Here is a 16791-nt window from a genome sequence, read left to right as displayed (position 1 = left end):
GAATTATCTTCCTTGTGCGCCTTTAGCGATTAATCCAGAACCCTGTAGACGATTAGAAACAATCGCTCGGTACTCGCACAAAACCTTCCATCAGTACGCGGGCGCTGCGGCTCATAATGGCTTTAACCACAGTCCACTGCCCGTCAACCATTGACGCCTCTGCGCCGACGCGCAAGGTGCCAGAGGGATGACCAAAGCGCACCGCATCTATTTTGTCCTTAGTGTCTCCGCCAGCAGCTAAGTTAACTAAGGTGCCGGGGATTGCTGCTGCTGTGCCAATTGCCACTGCTGCCGTGCCCATCATGGCGTGGTGCAGTTTGCCCATCGACAGGGCGCGCACGAGCAAGTCGATATCATCGGTATTGACGGGTTTGCCGCTCGATGACACATAGGCTTTGGGTTTAGCAACAAAGGCGACCTTGGGCGTATGTTGGCGCGTAATCGCTTCATCTATATGCGAAATCAAGCCCATACGCACAGCGCCATAGGCGCGAATGGTTTCAAATTTAGCCAGTGCCGCCGTGTCGCTGTTAATATCATCCTGCAGCTCAGCGCCTGTGTAGCCTAAGTCCTCAGCATTGATAAAAATGGTGGGAATGCCAGCGTTAATCATAGTGGCCTTAAAGCTGCCAATACCCGGCACTTCTAGCACATCAACAACATTGCCCGTCGGGAACATGCTGCCACTCCCTCCGTTAGAATTGGCATCTTCGTCAGCAGCCGGGTTCATAAATTCGATTTGCACTTCGGCGGCGGGAAAGGTCACACCATCGAGCTCAAAATCTCCTGTTTCTTGCACTTCACCCTTGGTGATGGGTACATGGGCGATAATGGTTTTGCCTATGTTGGCTTGCCAAATACGCACAGTGCAGATGCCATTGTGTGGAATGCGGGCCGTATCAATTAAGCCATTACTGATGGCAAAGGCGCCGACGGCGGCGGTTAAGTTGCCGCAGTTACCACTCCAATCGACAAAGGGTTTATCGATGGCCACTTGGCCGAACAGGTAATCGACATCGTGATCGGTTTGGGTGCTAGGGGAGAGGATCACAGTTTTACTGGTGCTTGAGGTGGCAGCGCCCATGCCATCAATTTGTTTACCGTAGGGATCTGGGCTACCAATCACTCGCAGTAACAAGGCATCACGGGCAGGGCCAGCAACTTGTGCGGCTTTTGGCAAATCCTGCAGTCGGAAAAATACGCCCTTGCTGGTGCCGCCGCGCATATAGGTCGCAGCGATTTTGATTTGTGGCGCGTGGGGTGTTGAAGAATTCATAGATTGACTCCAAAAGGACTCCCAATGGAATCCAAATGAGCGCCAGTAACTTAATTGGGGAAGTTATTGGCGCTCGGTTTAGCTAACTAATATCTAAGCGTCGATTCAAGTGCCGACTCTGGCTCGACTCAAACAAGGTTCGATCTAAGCCTGATTCGATTCGAGAAAGTCCTGCGCGAAGCGTTGCAATACGCCGCCCGCCTCGTAGATCGAGACTTCTTCGGCGGTATCGAGACGACAGGTTACTGGCACTTCGATGCGCTCACCATTTTTACGGGTGATAACGACGGTTAAATCCGCTCGTGGCGCTGGCGTGCCGAGGACATCGAACACTTCGGTGCCATCGATGGCGTAAGTCGCGCGGTTGTTGCCGGCTTTAAATTCCAGCGGCAACACGCCCATACCCACTAAGTTAGTGCGATGAATGCGCTCGAAACCTTCGGCAACAATGGCCTCAACACCCGCTAAACGCACGCCTTTGGCGGCCCAGTCGCGGGACGAACCTTGGCCGTAGTCTGCGCCCGCTATGATGATCAGCGGCTGCTTACGTTCCATATAGGTTTCAATCGCTTCCCACATGCGGGTGACCTGGCCTTCGGGCTCGATACGCGTCAGTGAACCTTGTTGCACTTTACCGTCAACGATTGCCATCTCGTTTTTAAGCTTGGGATTGGCAAAGGTCGCACGCTGGGCGGTTAAGTGATCGCCCCTGTGGGTGGCATAGGAATTAAAGTCTTCCTCCGGCAAGCCCATTTTGTGCAGGTATTCGCCTGCGGCGCTGTCCATCATAATGGCGTTCGACGGCGATAAATGGTCTGTGGTGATGTTGTCACCCAGCACCGCCAGTGGTCGCATGCCCTTGAGTGCGCGTTCACCTGCCAATGCGCCTTCCCAGTAAGGAGGGCGGCGAATATAAGTAGATTGCGGACGCCAATCGTACAGCGGGCTAATTTGCTCGCCGTAATCGACGGCTAAATCGAACATAGGCTCGTACACTTTGCGGAATTGCTCAGGTTTAACACTGGTCGCAATCACGGCATCGATTTCTTCATCCGATGGCCAAATATCGATAAGTTTGACTGGATTGCCATCATGATCTAATCCCAGCACATCCTTTTCGATATCGAAACGTATGGTGCCAGCTATCGCGTAGGCGACGACCAATGGCGGCGAGGCCAAAAAGGCTTGTTTGGCATAGGGATGAATACGGCCATCAAAGTTGCGGTTACCCGATAACACAGCGGTGGCGTACAAGTCGCGGTCGATCACTTCTTTTTGAATCACAGGATCCAGCGCGCCGCTCATGCCGTTACATGTCGTGCAGGCAAAACCAACAATGCCAAAACCGAGTTGTTCAAGCTCAGGCAATAACTTGGCTTCTTCCAAATACAACTGCACCGCTTTTGAGCCGGGGGCGAGTGAGGTTTTGACCCAAGGTTTACGACTTAAGCCTTTGGCGTTGGCGTTGCGGGCAATCAGACCCGCTGCAATCACGTTGCGCGGGTTGCTGGTGTTAGTGCAGCTGGTAATCGCCGCGATAATCACAGCGCCATCAGGCATTAAGCCGGGTTCGTTTTCGACTACGCCGCTAATTCCGCGCTCAGCTAATTCTGATGTTGGCACCCGTGCATGTGGGTTTGATGGCCCTGCAATAGTGCGTACCACCGAGGATAAATCAAAACGTAATACGCGTGGATAGTGCACTTCGGTCAAGCTGTCGGCCCATAAACCTGCGGTTTTGGCATAGGTTTCAACCAGTTTAACTTGCTCGGCTTCGCGGCCCGTTAAGGTCAAATAATCAAGGGTTTGCTGGTCGATGTAGAACATGGCCGCAGTGGCACCAAATTCAGGCGTCATGTTCGAAATCGTGGCGCGATCGCCTAATGTCAGCGCCGCTGCGCCTTCACCGAAGAACTCTAAGTAAGAGGAGACGACTTTTTGAGCGCGTAGAAACTCGGTTAAGGCCAATACGATATCGGTAGCCGTAATGCCAGGCTGCGGTCTGCCCGTGAGCTCAACACCGATAATGTCCGGCAGACGCATATAAGATGCGCGCCCCAGCATGACGCTTTCGGCTTCTAAGCCGCCGACACCAATGGCGATAACACCCAGTGCATCAACGTGCGGCGTGTGGCTGTCGGTGCCAACTAGAGTATCGGGGAAGGCCACGCCATTGCGTGAATGCACCACAGGCGACATACGTTCTAAGTTAATTTGGTGCATGATGCCGTTACCCTGAGGGATAACATCAATGTTTTTAAAGGCTTTTTGCGTCCAATCAATAAAGTGGAATCTGTCTTCGTTGCGTCTGTCTTCGATAGCGCGGTTTTTAGCAAAGGCGTCTTTATCAAAACCACCAAACTCAACGGCGAGCGAGTGATCAACAATGAGTTGTGTTGGTACAACAGGGTTCACTTTAGCGGGATCGCCACCTTTAGCGGCAATCGCATCACGCAGGCCCGCAAGGTCAACTAAGGCGGTTTGCCCCAAAATGTCGTGGCAGACCACACGGGCAGGAAACCAAGGGAAATCCAGTTCTTGCTTAGATTCGATAATTTGTTTCAGCGAGGCGGTTAAGTCCGCAGGTGTGCAGCGACGGACTAAGTTTTCAGCCAGCACGCGCGAGGTATAAGGTAGCTTGGCGTACGCGCCAGGAGCAATCGCTTCTATGGCTTCGCGGGTGTCGAAATAATCGAGTTTGGTGCCGGGTAAGGGCTTGCGATATAGGGTATTCATAGCAGTGTTCATAACATCATCCATTTCGGAAAATGAAGTTGGCGCGAGACTGTCTATTAATAGCAGTCTCGCGCCAAGAGTCGTTAGCTTGGCTTAACGGTTGGCAATGGGGACGACTTTGCGTGGGGCCACGCCCACATAATCGGCACTTGGGCGGATGATGCGGTTGTTAGAGCGTTGCTCCATCACGTGCGCCGCCCAGCCCGTTACCCGTGAACACACGAAGATTGGCGTGAACAACTTAGTCGGAATATCCATGTAGTGGTACGCGCTGGCGTGGAAAAAATCAGCATTACAGAAGAGTTTTTTCTGTTCCCACATTAGGGCTTCACAGGCAACCGATACGCGGTATAGACGGTCGTCACCGTTGGCGGCAGCCAGTTTTTCTGACCATTCTTTGATGATGGCATTACGTGGATCGCTGTCGCGGTAAATCGCGTGGCCAAAGCCCATGATCTTATCTTTACGCTCCAGTTTGCCCATCAAGATGTCGCGCGCATCGGCTTCATCTTTCATGTCTTTGATCAGTTCCATCGCCGCTTCGTTCGCGCCGCCATGCAGCGGGCCGCGTAGTGAACCAATGGCGCCAGTGACGCATGAATGCATGTCTGACAGGGTTGAAGCACAGACGCGAGCGGTAAAGGTTGATGCGTTAAACTCATGTTCTGCATAAAGAATTAACGATACGTCCATCACTTTAGCATGCAGTGCCGACGGCGCTTTACCATGTAATAAGTGCAAGAAGTGTGCGCCAATTTGATCGTCATCGGTTTCAGTGTCGATACGCACGCCATCGTGACTAAAGCGATACCAGTAACAGATGATCGATGGGAATGCAGCCAATAGGCGGTCGGTAATTTCACTCTGCTCGCTAAAGCTGTGCTCGGCTTCTAAGTTGCCTAGCATAGAGCAGCCAGTACGCATCACATCCATAGGATGAGTCTCGGCAGGAATGCGCTCCAATACTTCTTTTAATGCTTGTGGCAGACCGCGAAGGCCTTTGAGTTTGGTTTTGTAGGCATCAAGCTGGGCTTGAGTGGGCAGCTCGCCGTAAAGAATGAGATAGGCGACTTCTTCGAAGGTGGCATTTTCACCGAGATCTTTCACATCATAACCGCGGTACGTGAGCCCCGAGCCTGACACGCCCACTGTGCTTAATGCGGTTTCGCCTGCGCTTTGGCCACGTAGTCCTGCGCCGCTTAACTTTTTACCTTCTGACATAATGTAATCCTTCCGTTAACGCTATTTGATTATTGCCAGCGCCGAGCGCTGACGTTTATTGGTTAAGGCTGCTGGTGTAGGGCGGCAGCTTGTCGGTTATTTATCTTGGCTAAACAGTTGATCTAACTTGTCTTCAAAGGCGTGGTAGCCCAAGTATTGATACAAGTCTTTACGGGTCTGCATAGTGTCGAGCACGTTACGTTGATGACCATCATTCATCAGCGCTTGCATCACGTTCAGCGCCGCTTGGTTGGCTGCACGGAACGTACCCAGTGGATAGAGCACCATGTCGGCACCCGCCTCGGCGAGTTCTTCTTTATTGAACAATTGAGTTTGGCCAAATTCAGTCATGTTGGCCAAAATCGGCGCCTTGACTTGGGCCTTGAAGTGGCGATATTGATCGAGCTCAGTTAAGGCTTCGGCGAAGATCATGTCGGCGCCGGCGGCGATATAAGCTTTTGCGCGTTCGATACCGGCTTCTAAGCCTTCCACGGCGACCGCATCGGTTCGCGCCATGATCACAAAGTTAGGATCGGTACGGGCATCGACGGCGGCTTTAATGCGATCGACCATTTCTTCGATACTGACCACCGCTTTGTTAGGTCTGTGGCCGCAACGCTTTTGCGACACTTGGTCTTCCATGTGCACAGCGGCGACGCCGATTTTTTCGAATTCTTTGATGGTACGAGCAATGTTGAATGCGCCGCCCCAGCCAGTGTCGATATCAACCAATAAAGGCACTTGCGTGGCAGAGGTGATACGACCAGCATCAATCAGCACATCATTCATTGAGGTCATGCCTAAGTCAGGCAAACCGTAGGAAGCATTGGCAACGCCAGCGCCAGAAAGATACAAGGCTTGGAAGCCTGTTTGTTCTGCCATCAAGGCAAAATAGGCATTGGTGGTGCCAACGATTTGTAACGGTTTGGCCTTAGCAAGAGCTTGGCGAAAACGTAATCCTGCGCTTTGGGTCATGGTTTTATCCTTTTCCATTTTATGGGAAGTGGGCATAGTGAGCCGTAAGAACTTAGCTAATGTTGGCTAAGGTTTCTTTTGCGGCTGCATTGGCTTGCAATTCAATTAAGCGTAATTCGGTATTTTTACGCCCCTGTTCGATATGGCGGCGCATCAGCAAACTGGCGAGTTCACCATCGCGCTGGGCAATGGCTTCGACTATGCGTCTGTGTTCGGCAATCGCTTTCACGGGGCGATTTTTATTAGTGCACTGGTAGCGATACATACGTAGCAGGTGGTACAGGCCGCCGACTAAGGTTTCCTGCAGATGCTTGTTACCGCTGGCTTGAATAATTTGGTAGTGAAAATCGACATCGCCTTCCTCTTGAAAGTAAGTATCTCCCTTGGCGAGCGCCGCTTCTTGCGTTGCGAGTAGATCTTCTAGCTTGGCTAATTGTTCTGGAGTAATACGGCTGGCGGCGAGTTCGCAGGCCATGCCTTCAAGCACGCTACGAAGTTGATATAAGTCGTTAAGTTCGCTCACTGTTAGTTGTGCAACGCGGGCGCCAACATGGGGGGCGCGCATCACTAAGCGTTGTCTTTCTAAGGTTTGCAGGGCTTCGCGGGTCGGGCCGCGGCTGATGCCGTATTTTTCGGCCAATGCTTGCTCGTTAATCTTGCTGCCTGCAGGCAGTTCGCCCTTGATGATGCTGGTTTGGATCTGCACCAAAATTTGATCGGCTAATGTGGTCGACGTTTTATCTGCCGAGGTCGATTTGACCTTATGCAGGTGGGGAACTTGAGTGTCATCAGAAACGAACGTCGTGTCTTGCTTCAACATAGAACGCATCACTATTAATAGGATTGTCGACAATGGGTAAAAAATAGCCCTCTCTCAGTAGATTGTCAACAATGTGTTTACTTAGACGTAAGTCTACATCCTAATTGATTTTTATTTATTATTATGATTTTTATAGTTTTATTTTAATTTGTTCGTTTTTAATATTTTATCTTATGAATTTTTACATATTAAATTGTCAACAATGAAGTGGTTTTTGCCGTCCGTTCTTGTTGCTGGTGTTGATGGCTTTGGGGGGAAATCGTCCAAATGCATTTTGCATGTTTGTCCTTCGCGTTATGCTATGGGCGGAATGACACGCTTGGAGGTGACAGTGGAAAAAGTGTTAGTGAGCAGTTGTTTGCTCGGGCAAGCGGTGCGCTACGACGGTGGTCATAACTTGATGGAGAGCGAGCTGGTACAGACGTGGCTTGAGCAAGGGCGGATTGTAGCGATTTGTCCCGAATGTGCAGGCGGTTTGCCGACACCCAGACCGCCTGCTGAGCGGGTTGGGCAGCGTATCTTAACCGCTCAGGGTGAGGATGTGACCCACGCTTTTAGTCTGGGAGCCGATCTCGCCCTAAAGCTGGCGCAACAAGAAGGGATTAAAGTGGCGATCCTAAAAGCCCGCAGTCCATCCTGTGGTAATAGGCAGATTTACGATGGTCAATTTGTAAAACAGTTAATTACGGGACAAGGATTAACGGCTGAAAAACTCAGCGCCGCAGGAATAACCGTATTCAATGAATTGGAGTTATCCGCTGCAGCGGCATGCGTTGCTGAACTAGAGCAAAGCTAGAGGCGAGCTAGCTTGCTTGAGTGTGATTAGTGCTGGTGGCGCTATCCGCGACATTTTGATTTGTTTGCAGTAACGCATGAATTTGTTGATCTTTTTCCGCCCACACTTGGTTTAACCAGCGTTGGAACTCGACGCGATATTCAGATTCAGAGAAATAACGCGTTGGATCGACTTGAGGTACAGGCAACGCTCTTATCCTAACAATGATCTTAGTGACTTTACCGTTCATTACCCAAAACAGAATATCGTCAGGTGCATCGGGATAGACAATAGTCATATCCAGCAGGTTAGTAAATTGCTCACCCATGGCCGATAGGGTAAAGGCAATACCGCCCGCTTTAGGGCGTAACAAATGCTGATAAGGCGAGTTTTGGCGCTGATGTTTATCTTGGGTAAAACGGCTGCCTTCAACATAGTTAATGATTGACGTGGGCATATTTTTAAATTTTTCGCAGGCGCGGCGTGTGGTCGCTAAATCTTTGCCCTTAAGCTTCGGATTCTTCTTGAGTTTTGCCGGGCTAGTCCTGTTCATGAAAGGCATATCTAGCGCCCAACAACCCAGTCCCATAATCGGCACATAGGCGAGTTCTCTTTTGAGGAAGAACTTCAGCATAGGAATATGGTTGCGTAACACATAGGTTTGCGCGGCAATGTCGAATCCACTGAGATGGTTGCTGATCAGCAAGTACCAGCTGTTTTTATCGAGTCCTTCTAGGCCTTCGACGTCCCACTCAATTTTAGCGATCAAAAACAGAATGCCACCGTTGCAGCAGGCCCACGCCCACATAAAACGATTCATAACCGCAGTCACCGCATTACGTGCACTTTGCGCTGGCATCACAAGTTTTACGACTCCGCCTATGCTGATAAGCGAGCCCCAAACAGCGGTATTAATGATCAGCAAGCTTAAGCTCAGCATAAACAACACTGGCCCGGGCAGAAAATTCAACATAGTGGCGTTACCTTTATTCTTTATTCGCTTGGCTAGCGAGTTGGCTTAACACTTGATCCTTAGTGAGCCAGAGTTGATTCAGTTGTTCTTGGAAGCCAATTTTAAAATCGCGGTCATTCATATAATCGCCGCGCATCGCAGGATCAATATCAGAAACCTTGATGTGTACTTTAACGCTTGGCAACTTACCTGTCAGGTAGTCCCAATAGCTTGGCACTGAGTCTGGGTAATAAATGGAGACATCGACTAGCTTGTGGATCTGTTCACCCATGGCCGATAGCGCGAAGGCCATGCCGCCTGCTTTAGGTTTTAACAAATGTTGGAACTGTGAGTTCTGCTTTTGATGCTTAGCTTTACTGAAGCGGGTGCCTTCGACAAAGTTCATCACACTTACCGGTTTAGCCTTGAACTTAGCACAGGCTTTACGTGTAATTTCAATGTCTTTGCCCTTTAGCTTAGGGTTTTTACGTAGCTGTGCCGTGCTATAACGGCGCATAAACGGAAAATCGAGCGCCCACCAAGCTAGGCCTAAAATCGGCACAAAAATCAGTTCTTGCTTGAGGAAAAACTTCAAGAAAGGGATTTTTCGATTAAAAATCCGCTGCAGGATCAGGATATCGACCCAAGACTGGTGGTTGGCTATCACCATGTACCACTCTTTAGTGGAAAAGTCGGTGTCACCACTCAGTTCAATCTTAACGGGATGTAAGCAGCGTTCAATTACGCCATTAACACTGATCCAAGCGCTGGCACAAAAGTCGAGTACATGGCTAGTTGCAGTCCTTAACGAACTGATAGGTATCAGTTTTATAAAACTGACCAACAGGATTGGGATTGTCCAAAAGACGGTATTTATAACGTAGCCTAAAAATGCGATACAGCCTTTTATCTGTGAAAACAGCGTTCCCATCCGAGCCCCCTGACAAAAATTGGAGGCCTATGTTACTCGGTGTCGGCGTTTGGCTCAATCTTAGGCACTGCTGGTCGGTGCATTTGTTAACATTTATTCCCGGGCAAACTTAATATTGCTGGGATAAGCGGGCGAGTAATCTATCCATGGCGCGATAACCCAGTGCTTGGGCAATATGGCGGCGTTCTGTGTTAGGCACTTGTTCCAGATCGGCAATCGTGCGCGCAACTCTTTGTATACGATGAAAACTGCGAACCGAGAGGCCAAGCTTTACCACGCTTTGCTCCAAAAACACTAAATCAGCGTCACTGAGTCCGCTAAAGCGTTTCAATTGTTTCCCTGTGAGTTCACTATTGAGCACGCCAGCGCGGGCGAGTTGCAGCTCACGCGCTAGTTTCACTCGTTTGGCGATATCTTGGCTGGTCTCTGTTTGCGGCGCGGCTTGAGTTAAGGTGCCCGCGGGGAGTTTGGGGACTTCAATGGTTAAATCGAAACGGTCGAGAAACGGGCCTGAAAGCCGCGAAAGATAACGCTGAATTTGTTCTGGGCTCGATCTGTGTTGGCTATCGATATCGCCACTCGGGCTGGGATTCATCGCCGCGATTAATTGGAAGCGACTCAAAAATGTCAGCTTAGCGGCGGCGCGGGAAATCACTACTTCGCCGGTTTCCATCGGTTCGCGCAGGCAATCTAAGACTTTACGCGGAAATTCAGCCACTTCATCTAAAAACAGCACGCCACGGTGGGCGAGGGAAATTTCACCGGGTTTGGGAATACTGCCACCGCCCACGAGGGAAATCGAAGAACTCGTGTGGTGCGGCGCCCGAAAGGGTCGCTGTAAAAAATGCTGCGGTTTAATGTCGAGTCCAGCAACGGAATGAATTGCTGCTACTTCTAATGCTTCCTCATAATTAAGCGCGGGCAATAGCGCCATCATGCGACTGGCAAGCATGGTTTTGCCCGTACCTGGCGGGCCTAGCATCAAGAGGTTGTGGTTACCCGCAGCGGCAATTTCGAGTGCTTGCTTGGCCTGATATTGGCCAATCACATCGCTCAGGCAAGTATGGGACTCGGGTGTCTCTTGGCTTACCCATTCTAACTGTGGCGCCAGTGTTGGTAGTTGGTTTTGCCCTTGTAAATACGCGGCTAGACTTTGCAGATGCGAGCCAAACAACACATTGGGATAGCCGACTAGCTCTGCATCGTGGCGGTTATCTAGCGGTAAGACCAAGGTATGGTCTTGGCGCTTCGCCGCGATAATCGCGGGCAATAACCCTTGGCAGTAACGTATGTGCCCAGACAGTGCCAGCTCGCCGACAAACTCGATATTTTTTAAACTGTTAATGGGAATCTGTTCCGAAGCGGCCAATATGCCCACGGCGATGGGTAAGTCGTAGCGGCCACCTTGTTTAGGTAAATCAGCTGGCGCGAGATTGACGGTTATCCGCCGCATTGGAAACTCGAATCCCGCATTGATCAAGGCACTGCGTACTCGCTCACGAGCTTCTTTTACCGAAGCTTCGGGTAAGCCTACAAGATTAAATGCTGGTAAGCCGTTGCTGAGATGCACTTCAACTGTGACTTGAGGAGCTTCGACCCCACAACTGGCTCGGGTATTGACGCAGGCAATCGCCATAAACAAATCCTTTTGTTGATCTTTTTCGCTGAATTTGAGTGTAGCAGTAATTAATGGGAGGGGTTTCCTATCGCCTAGGTCGTTGCCCTTCTCATTAGCAAGCTGTTGACTCCGGCTTTGCTAATCGTGTGATAGGCTTGGCAATTTGCCTTATTTGAAGATGGCAAATAGTTGATAGAAATGATAAAAAACAAACATTGGAGTCGTGAGGTAAATATGGATATGTTGTTAGCAGAAAATTCCCCCATTCGTCAGCAGCTGCTAGAGCAAAAGCTGGTGCAGTTTAAAGACCCGCATCTTGCCCATACGTTATCGGCGTTTATTCGCAGTAGTGTCGATCTCTATCCCAGTGCAATCGAAGACTATGCCCAGTTAGGTAACAGCCGACTGGGTGGATTGCCGGATTTGCCTGTCGACATGGATTACCCAGTGACCTTGGTCGGAAGGGAGGAGATGCTGGATGCTTACGCTGAGGAATTCGACCACACTCGCGAGTATATCGAGGAGCATTATTGGTGGTCGGAACAATGGGATTGGGACGAGGCGGCGGAGGCCTTCCGTGTGCCCATGCAATTTATCGCACAGATCAACTGTAGCGAACTGAAAGTGTTACAACCCTACTTGCCCAGAGAGGGGCGATTGTTATTCTTCTTGGAGCGCTGGCGATTCTCAGAAATGCTTCGCGGCCATGTCTATTATGTCGCTGAGGATCAGCAGCTTAACTCTGGGAAAGCGATTGCCGAACTTAAATTCAGCGATGCTGTATGTGCTAACTATGAGTATGAGGCGGCTTATCAACTTCAGGGGATTGCCAGCATTAAGATGATAGCCACTGACATGATTAATAGTGACAACCCGCATTTATTAAAGTTAGCCAAGGCACGTTTACAAGCGCTACCAGAACAGCAGCAAGCTATGGTGCTACAAGCCCTTGTGGATGATGAATTGGCTCCAGAGTGGCAAGATCAGCTCAAGGGCTATGAGCTGATACAATTGAATGAGCACGGGTTCATCCCTGGCCAGATTCTCACTCAATCGCAATGGGCTAATACCGAGTGGCAGCCATCCAGCTTGCAGTCATTGCTGGTCCCCGAGCAGCCGCTGCCGTATTACAATGGTATCGCCAGCATTAATGGCCATGGCGATAGTCGCTATAAAGCCCCCGAGCTCCACGCTGCGGCTGAGTTAGGCGGCAATGCCGAAGATTATCTAGTACTGTTCAAAGTCGTCTACAGTGAGCATTCTATGCAATTGAATTTTATTATCCACAGGGATGATTTAGCGTTAGGAAAATTCGATCGCATTTACTGCATATATGATTATTAGCGTATTGAAAGGTTGGCTATAACCAACCTTTTTGTTTGGCGATGCGGGCTACGCAGCACTTGGAGTACATAGAGATGATTGGAGATGTATGTTACGACCGACTAAAAGAAGAGTCGCACAATTTCGTGCCTTTGAGTGTATATGAGTTATAAAGGATTGATTCTGGGAGAAATGATTACGACTGAATAGATTAAGTGATTGATATTTATATTTAATTTTTTCAATCAGTTAATGGAGATTAGTCAACCTATGCCATTATATGAGGGCATCGTTGAGCAGCCTCATTTGGTTTACCCTCCAATGAAAATCATGGTTCAAATCCCCCAATCTTGATTCACCTCGGCCGGTAGGCCGCATTAACGGCTAGAATGAACTCGTGTACCTTGTGACTCTTTATGACGAACCAAGACGAACCAACAACTTACCCTTTTAAAACGTTTAGGTTCCCGTCATTTTCTCCGTGGTTAAGCCGTAAGACTGACCCATAAGAGAGTCAGCAACGACTCATAAACATTCTGCTACTGAGCCGCTCTATCTCCCTATACCGACGGGGTGTCGGAATAAATAGTCAGCATATAAAGTATACTTTGTATCATTTTGTGGTTTAATCGAAACATCTGCTGCTGGTTTTAGCAACATTTTGGGCGGCGATGCGGTAACAAGGTTGTGAATCGATAATAATAAAGTGACCTCTTGTGAAGGATGACATTTGAGGGAACATGGTCGAGGAGAACTCGCCTATGCGTTCGTGGATGTTAGCGTGTGTGTTTATCTGTACTGCGGGGTTTGGTGGGGCAGTTTGGGCTAAACTCGATGTCGTATTTTTTAATCCAGGGGCTGTCGATGACAGTTTTTGGGGGGACGTCGACCAATTGATGCTGGAGGCGGCGACAACACTCGATATTAAGCTCGAAATCATTCATTCCGATCGCAATCATTTCAAGATGATCACCCAACTCGATGAGTTGTTAGCTTCCGCAAAGGCGTTACCTAATTACGTTATTCTGGTTAATGAAAAACAATCCGCGATAAAAATGCTGCAAGTGCTTTACTCCCATCCCATCTATGTGCAATTGATTTTAAACGATATCTCTATCGGCGAACGTGATGTTTTACTGCAAGATCCCCATTGGCAAGAATATCTGTTACCCGCCATTATTCCCGATAATTACGCTATAGGTTCGGCGACCGCTAAGGGCTTAATGGACGACTTAGAGGGAAAGCAGGCTAAAGTTTTGTTGATTTCGGGCGATAAGTCGACGCCTGCTTCAGTGCTACGTACCCAAGGTGCCAGCGATTATTTCTTTATGCAGCCCAATGCCACTCTGACTCAAACGGTTTATGGCCAATGGAGTGACGCAGTAGCTTATGGTCAAGCGCTCACTCTGCTGAACCGTTATCCCGATCTGAATGTGATTTGGACCGCCAGTGATCGTATGGCGATTGGAGTGCTTAAAGCATTGAAGGAAAAAGGCTTAGTCTCGGGTAAAGATGTATTTGTCAGTACGATCAATACGTCACCTGAGATTTTACAGCTTTGTCGCCAACACGCGGTGAGCATTATTGGTGGCGGGCACTTTATGGCTGGCGCGTTAGCTTTGGTCGAGTTGCAATATTATCAGCAGCATAAGCGCTATATCCCCTATGACAATGTCACCTTGTTCGGCGTTTTACTGCCTGATTCGGCATTTTATCAAATGTTAGTTGCTCGGGATTGGCCGCAGATTTTCCAGTCTCAGATTTTGAATAAGTTGCCCTTCAAGGCGTAATAACGGGTGTACATGAAGCATCGAAATCATTCTATTAGTCATAAGATGACGCTGACCATCATAGGGGTGAGCTCATTTTTTGCCGTGTTAACTATGCTGGTGCAATTGATTTGGAACTATCAGGATAGTATCGACAACGCCACGTCGGATATCCGCGAATATTCAGAATCTATTCTGCCGAGCGTGGCGAAGTCGCTGTGGGATGTCGACCGCAGCCTGCTATCTGATTTGCTCTCTGGTTTAGGGATGATGCCGTTAGTGTCGAGTGTGCATTTAGACAGTATCGACGGCGTTACTATGCAGCTGGGTAAACCGCTGTTAACCGATGATGAGTCGCAAACTCTGTTTCATTATCCGGTGACTTATCAAGACCAGCCGATCGCCACTTTAACCGTAGGCTTAGACACCAACCAGCTTTACTACGAGCTGTGGCGGCAGTTGATTTTTATTGTGCTTGGCAATGGTTTAAAGACCCTGCTGATGATCTATTTGATCTTGACCTTAGTGCGACTCATGGTGACAGATAGACTGTCGGCATTGGAAGATTTTACTAATAAAATCAATCTAAAATCGTTAAAAAAGTTGTCTGTTCCCGAAACGGTGACCGCCAGTCCTGACGAGATTGCTCATGTGGCATTGTCGCTTAAGGCCATGTACCAAAGGATACGCAATGACCTCGCTATCAATAAACGCCATCAACGTGCGTTACAGCAACAGCAGCATTTATTGTCGGACTTAGTGAAAGAGCGGACCAAAGAACTGGACTGGCAGTCGCAGTCGAATCAGTTGCTGGCAGAGATTTCGTTGCAATTTTTGAGTATCGATCCCTGCAATGTAGATAAAACCTTAACTGAGGTGTGCCACAAAATCGGTCAGTTGTTTGATGTTGAAAGGGTGAGTATTCTCGAATTTCATCAACAACATGCCTATTACCGCAGTTTTTGGACCAGCGAGTTACATGCTAACAAGGTCCAAGGGATTTCGGTGGACAACATTACTCAGCTTGCTAAAAAATTCGAAACTGAATCGACCTTAGTGATTGAGGATCTTGAGGCGTTAAAGGCATTGTCACCGCAGGAATATGAAGTGATGAAATCCGTGGGCATTTGCTCTATTGCTGCCTTTGCGATTAAAAATGCCGGAGAGTTATTGGGATTACTCTCGCTGTCGACTGTGTCGCGGCCCTTGAATTGGAACGCCCAGAAAAAGAATATGCTGACTCAGTTTGCCTCCGCATTGAACGAGTTACTGCTGCGCGAGCAAAAAGAGCGGCAGATGATAGTGCTGCAACAAGCGCTGGTTACTGCCAATACTCAATTGAAAGAAAAGGCCGAAACCGATGAGTTGACTGGGTTAGCGAATAGACGTCCTTTTACCGAAAGGCTAGAGGCTGTGCTACAGACCAAGGCGCCAGCAGGGCTGTTGATGTTGGACGTCGATTATTTTAAATCCTATAACGACACTTATGGTCATATTGAAGGTGACCTAGTGCTTAAGCGTGTGGCGGATGCCTTAGCGCAGTGCGATATCCTGCCGCACAATGCTTTGTTGGCGCGCATCGGGGGCGAAGAGTTTGCCTTAGTCGTTGAGCACGTCTCACCTGCGCAGTTAACGGCCATTGCCACGCAGCTGTGTTATCTCGTCGAGCAACTCAGTATTCCCCATCAAGCATCGCCGTTGGCTGTGGTAACGATTAGTATTGGCAGCGTGTTTTTGCCATTAGACAAGGTCTCGGGACTTAAGATGCCCGACGTGTTACGCCGTGCCGATGTTTGTCTCTATCGCGCGAAGGATAAAGGGCGTAATAGGGTCGAAGTTGAAGTGATTTAATGGCATAGGGGCAAGTCAGCCTTGTACCTATACCTATTGCAGTCTTTTGTTGCTCGGCACCAGTTGAGTATTGCTCCATCATTAGGTGCTCTCTGCGCTTAATGATTGGGATTAAGCCTCAAATTGTCCTATCTCCATGCTTAAGTAATGTTTAGGTCATCAGCGTTCGTCATTTAGCCATCCGGCGATATTTAGGCTAAATCAGCTGAGCCTCTTTATGTCACAGACCGCATTCAATCATGCTAACTAATTGATAACATTTGCATGAAACTGTGCTGTAGATCCATCGTTAAGATAAAAATTACTCAAGGTGAGGTAATATTAGGCGGCAAATGAGATATAATCTGTCGCCCATAGTCGATTTAGCGATGCACTCTGAGTGACATCCATGCTGCCATTCTGGACGTATTTCTCGTAACGCAACTAAGCAAAAGCCACGACTGCCTAGTCAATTCCATTGGCTTAAATGTACGTTCTAGCAGCTCAATATCAAAGCCACCGCACTGAGATGTCTTAATGATGTCGAGTCGCGCCTAAGCCGTGA

General features: G+C 48.9%; 12 protein-coding genes. 4 read left to right on the top strand and 8 right to left on the bottom strand.

Annotated elements, in window-relative coordinates:
- Nucleotides 1-52: 52 nt before the first annotated feature.
- The 5 genes from prpF to OX890_RS00275 all read right to left on the bottom strand — a co-directional run bounded on the left by prpF (nt 53) and on the right by OX890_RS00275 (nt 7028).
- Entirely contained in the window at nt 53-1276 is a 1224-nt protein-coding gene (gene prpF / locus OX890_RS00295; protein WP_126493013.1) for a 2-methylaconitate cis-trans isomerase PrpF, read from the bottom strand.
- A 144-nt stretch (nt 1277-1420) separates the two neighbouring features.
- Nucleotides 1421-4024, bottom strand: coding sequence for a Fe/S-dependent 2-methylisocitrate dehydratase AcnD (acnD, locus tag OX890_RS00290; protein ID WP_126493011.1), 2604 nt, complete (start codon nt 4022-4024; stop codon nt 1421-1423).
- Nucleotides 4025-4105: 81 nt separating this feature from the next.
- On the bottom strand, nt 4106-5233 hold the full coding sequence (prpC, locus tag OX890_RS00285) for a bifunctional 2-methylcitrate synthase/citrate synthase (RefSeq protein WP_268649899.1): 1128 nt from the start codon (nt 5231-5233) through the stop codon (nt 4106-4108).
- A 96-nt stretch (nt 5234-5329) separates the two neighbouring features.
- On the bottom strand, nt 5330-6208 hold the full coding sequence (gene prpB / locus OX890_RS00280) for a methylisocitrate lyase (RefSeq protein WP_106649158.1): 879 nt from the start codon (nt 6206-6208) through the stop codon (nt 5330-5332).
- Nucleotides 6209-6260: 52 nt separating this feature from the next.
- Nucleotides 6261-7028 (bottom strand): GntR family transcriptional regulator, encoded by a 768-nt coding sequence (locus OX890_RS00275; protein WP_126493008.1) that lies wholly within the window; start codon nt 7026-7028, stop codon nt 6261-6263.
- 331 nt (nt 7029-7359) lie between these two features.
- Between OX890_RS00275 and OX890_RS00270 the strand changes: the two genes are divergently transcribed.
- Nucleotides 7360-7824 carry a DUF523 domain-containing protein gene (locus OX890_RS00270; RefSeq protein ID WP_232005129.1) on the top strand — a complete coding sequence of 155 codons (465 nt, stop codon included), beginning with the start codon at nt 7360-7362 and terminating at the stop codon, nt 7822-7824.
- Between the two features lie 7 nt (nt 7825-7831).
- Here the strand turns inward: OX890_RS00270 and OX890_RS00265 are convergent, their stop codons facing one another.
- From OX890_RS00265 to OX890_RS00255, 3 genes are all read right to left on the bottom strand, one after another.
- Nucleotides 7832-8776, bottom strand: a complete 945-nt coding sequence (locus OX890_RS00265; protein WP_126493006.1) for an acyltransferase — start codon at nt 8774-8776, stop codon at nt 7832-7834.
- Between the two features lie 13 nt (nt 8777-8789).
- A complete protein-coding gene (locus OX890_RS00260) occupies nt 8790-9686 on the bottom strand; it encodes an acyltransferase (RefSeq protein ID WP_006083469.1) in 897 nt (298 codons plus the stop codon).
- 109 nt (nt 9687-9795) lie between these two features.
- On the bottom strand, nt 9796-11322 hold the full coding sequence (locus OX890_RS00255) for a YifB family Mg chelatase-like AAA ATPase (protein WP_126493004.1): 1527 nt from the start codon (nt 11320-11322) through the stop codon (nt 9796-9798).
- Nucleotides 11323-11538: 216 nt separating this feature from the next.
- On the opposite strand from OX890_RS00255, the gene OX890_RS00250 reads away from it, so the two are divergent.
- From OX890_RS00250 to OX890_RS00240, 3 genes are all read left to right on the top strand, one after another.
- Nucleotides 11539-12648 carry a DUF1963 domain-containing protein gene (locus OX890_RS00250; protein ID WP_126493002.1) on the top strand — a complete coding sequence of 370 codons (1110 nt, stop codon included), beginning with the start codon at nt 11539-11541 and terminating at the stop codon, nt 12646-12648.
- A 740-nt stretch (nt 12649-13388) separates the two neighbouring features.
- The gene (locus OX890_RS00245; protein WP_126493001.1) at nt 13389-14417 is read left to right on the top strand and encodes an ABC transporter substrate-binding protein; all 1029 of its coding nucleotides are present in this window, start codon (nt 13389-13391) and stop codon (nt 14415-14417) included.
- A gap of 45 nt (nt 14418-14462) precedes the next feature.
- Nucleotides 14463-16247: a sensor domain-containing diguanylate cyclase gene (locus OX890_RS00240; protein ID WP_126493551.1), complete on the top strand. Its 1785-nt coding sequence runs from the start codon at nt 14463-14465 to the stop codon at nt 16245-16247.
- The last annotated feature ends 544 nt before the right edge of the window (nt 16248-16791 follow it).

Origin of the sequence: Shewanella sp. DAU305 (assembly GCF_026802235.1) — a bacterium.
In the GTDB taxonomy this organism is placed as follows: domain Bacteria; phylum Pseudomonadota; class Gammaproteobacteria; order Enterobacterales; family Shewanellaceae; genus Shewanella; species Shewanella baltica.
The sequence above is the reverse complement of the archived record's forward strand: the minus strand, read 5'-3'. Positions and strand labels throughout refer to the sequence as shown.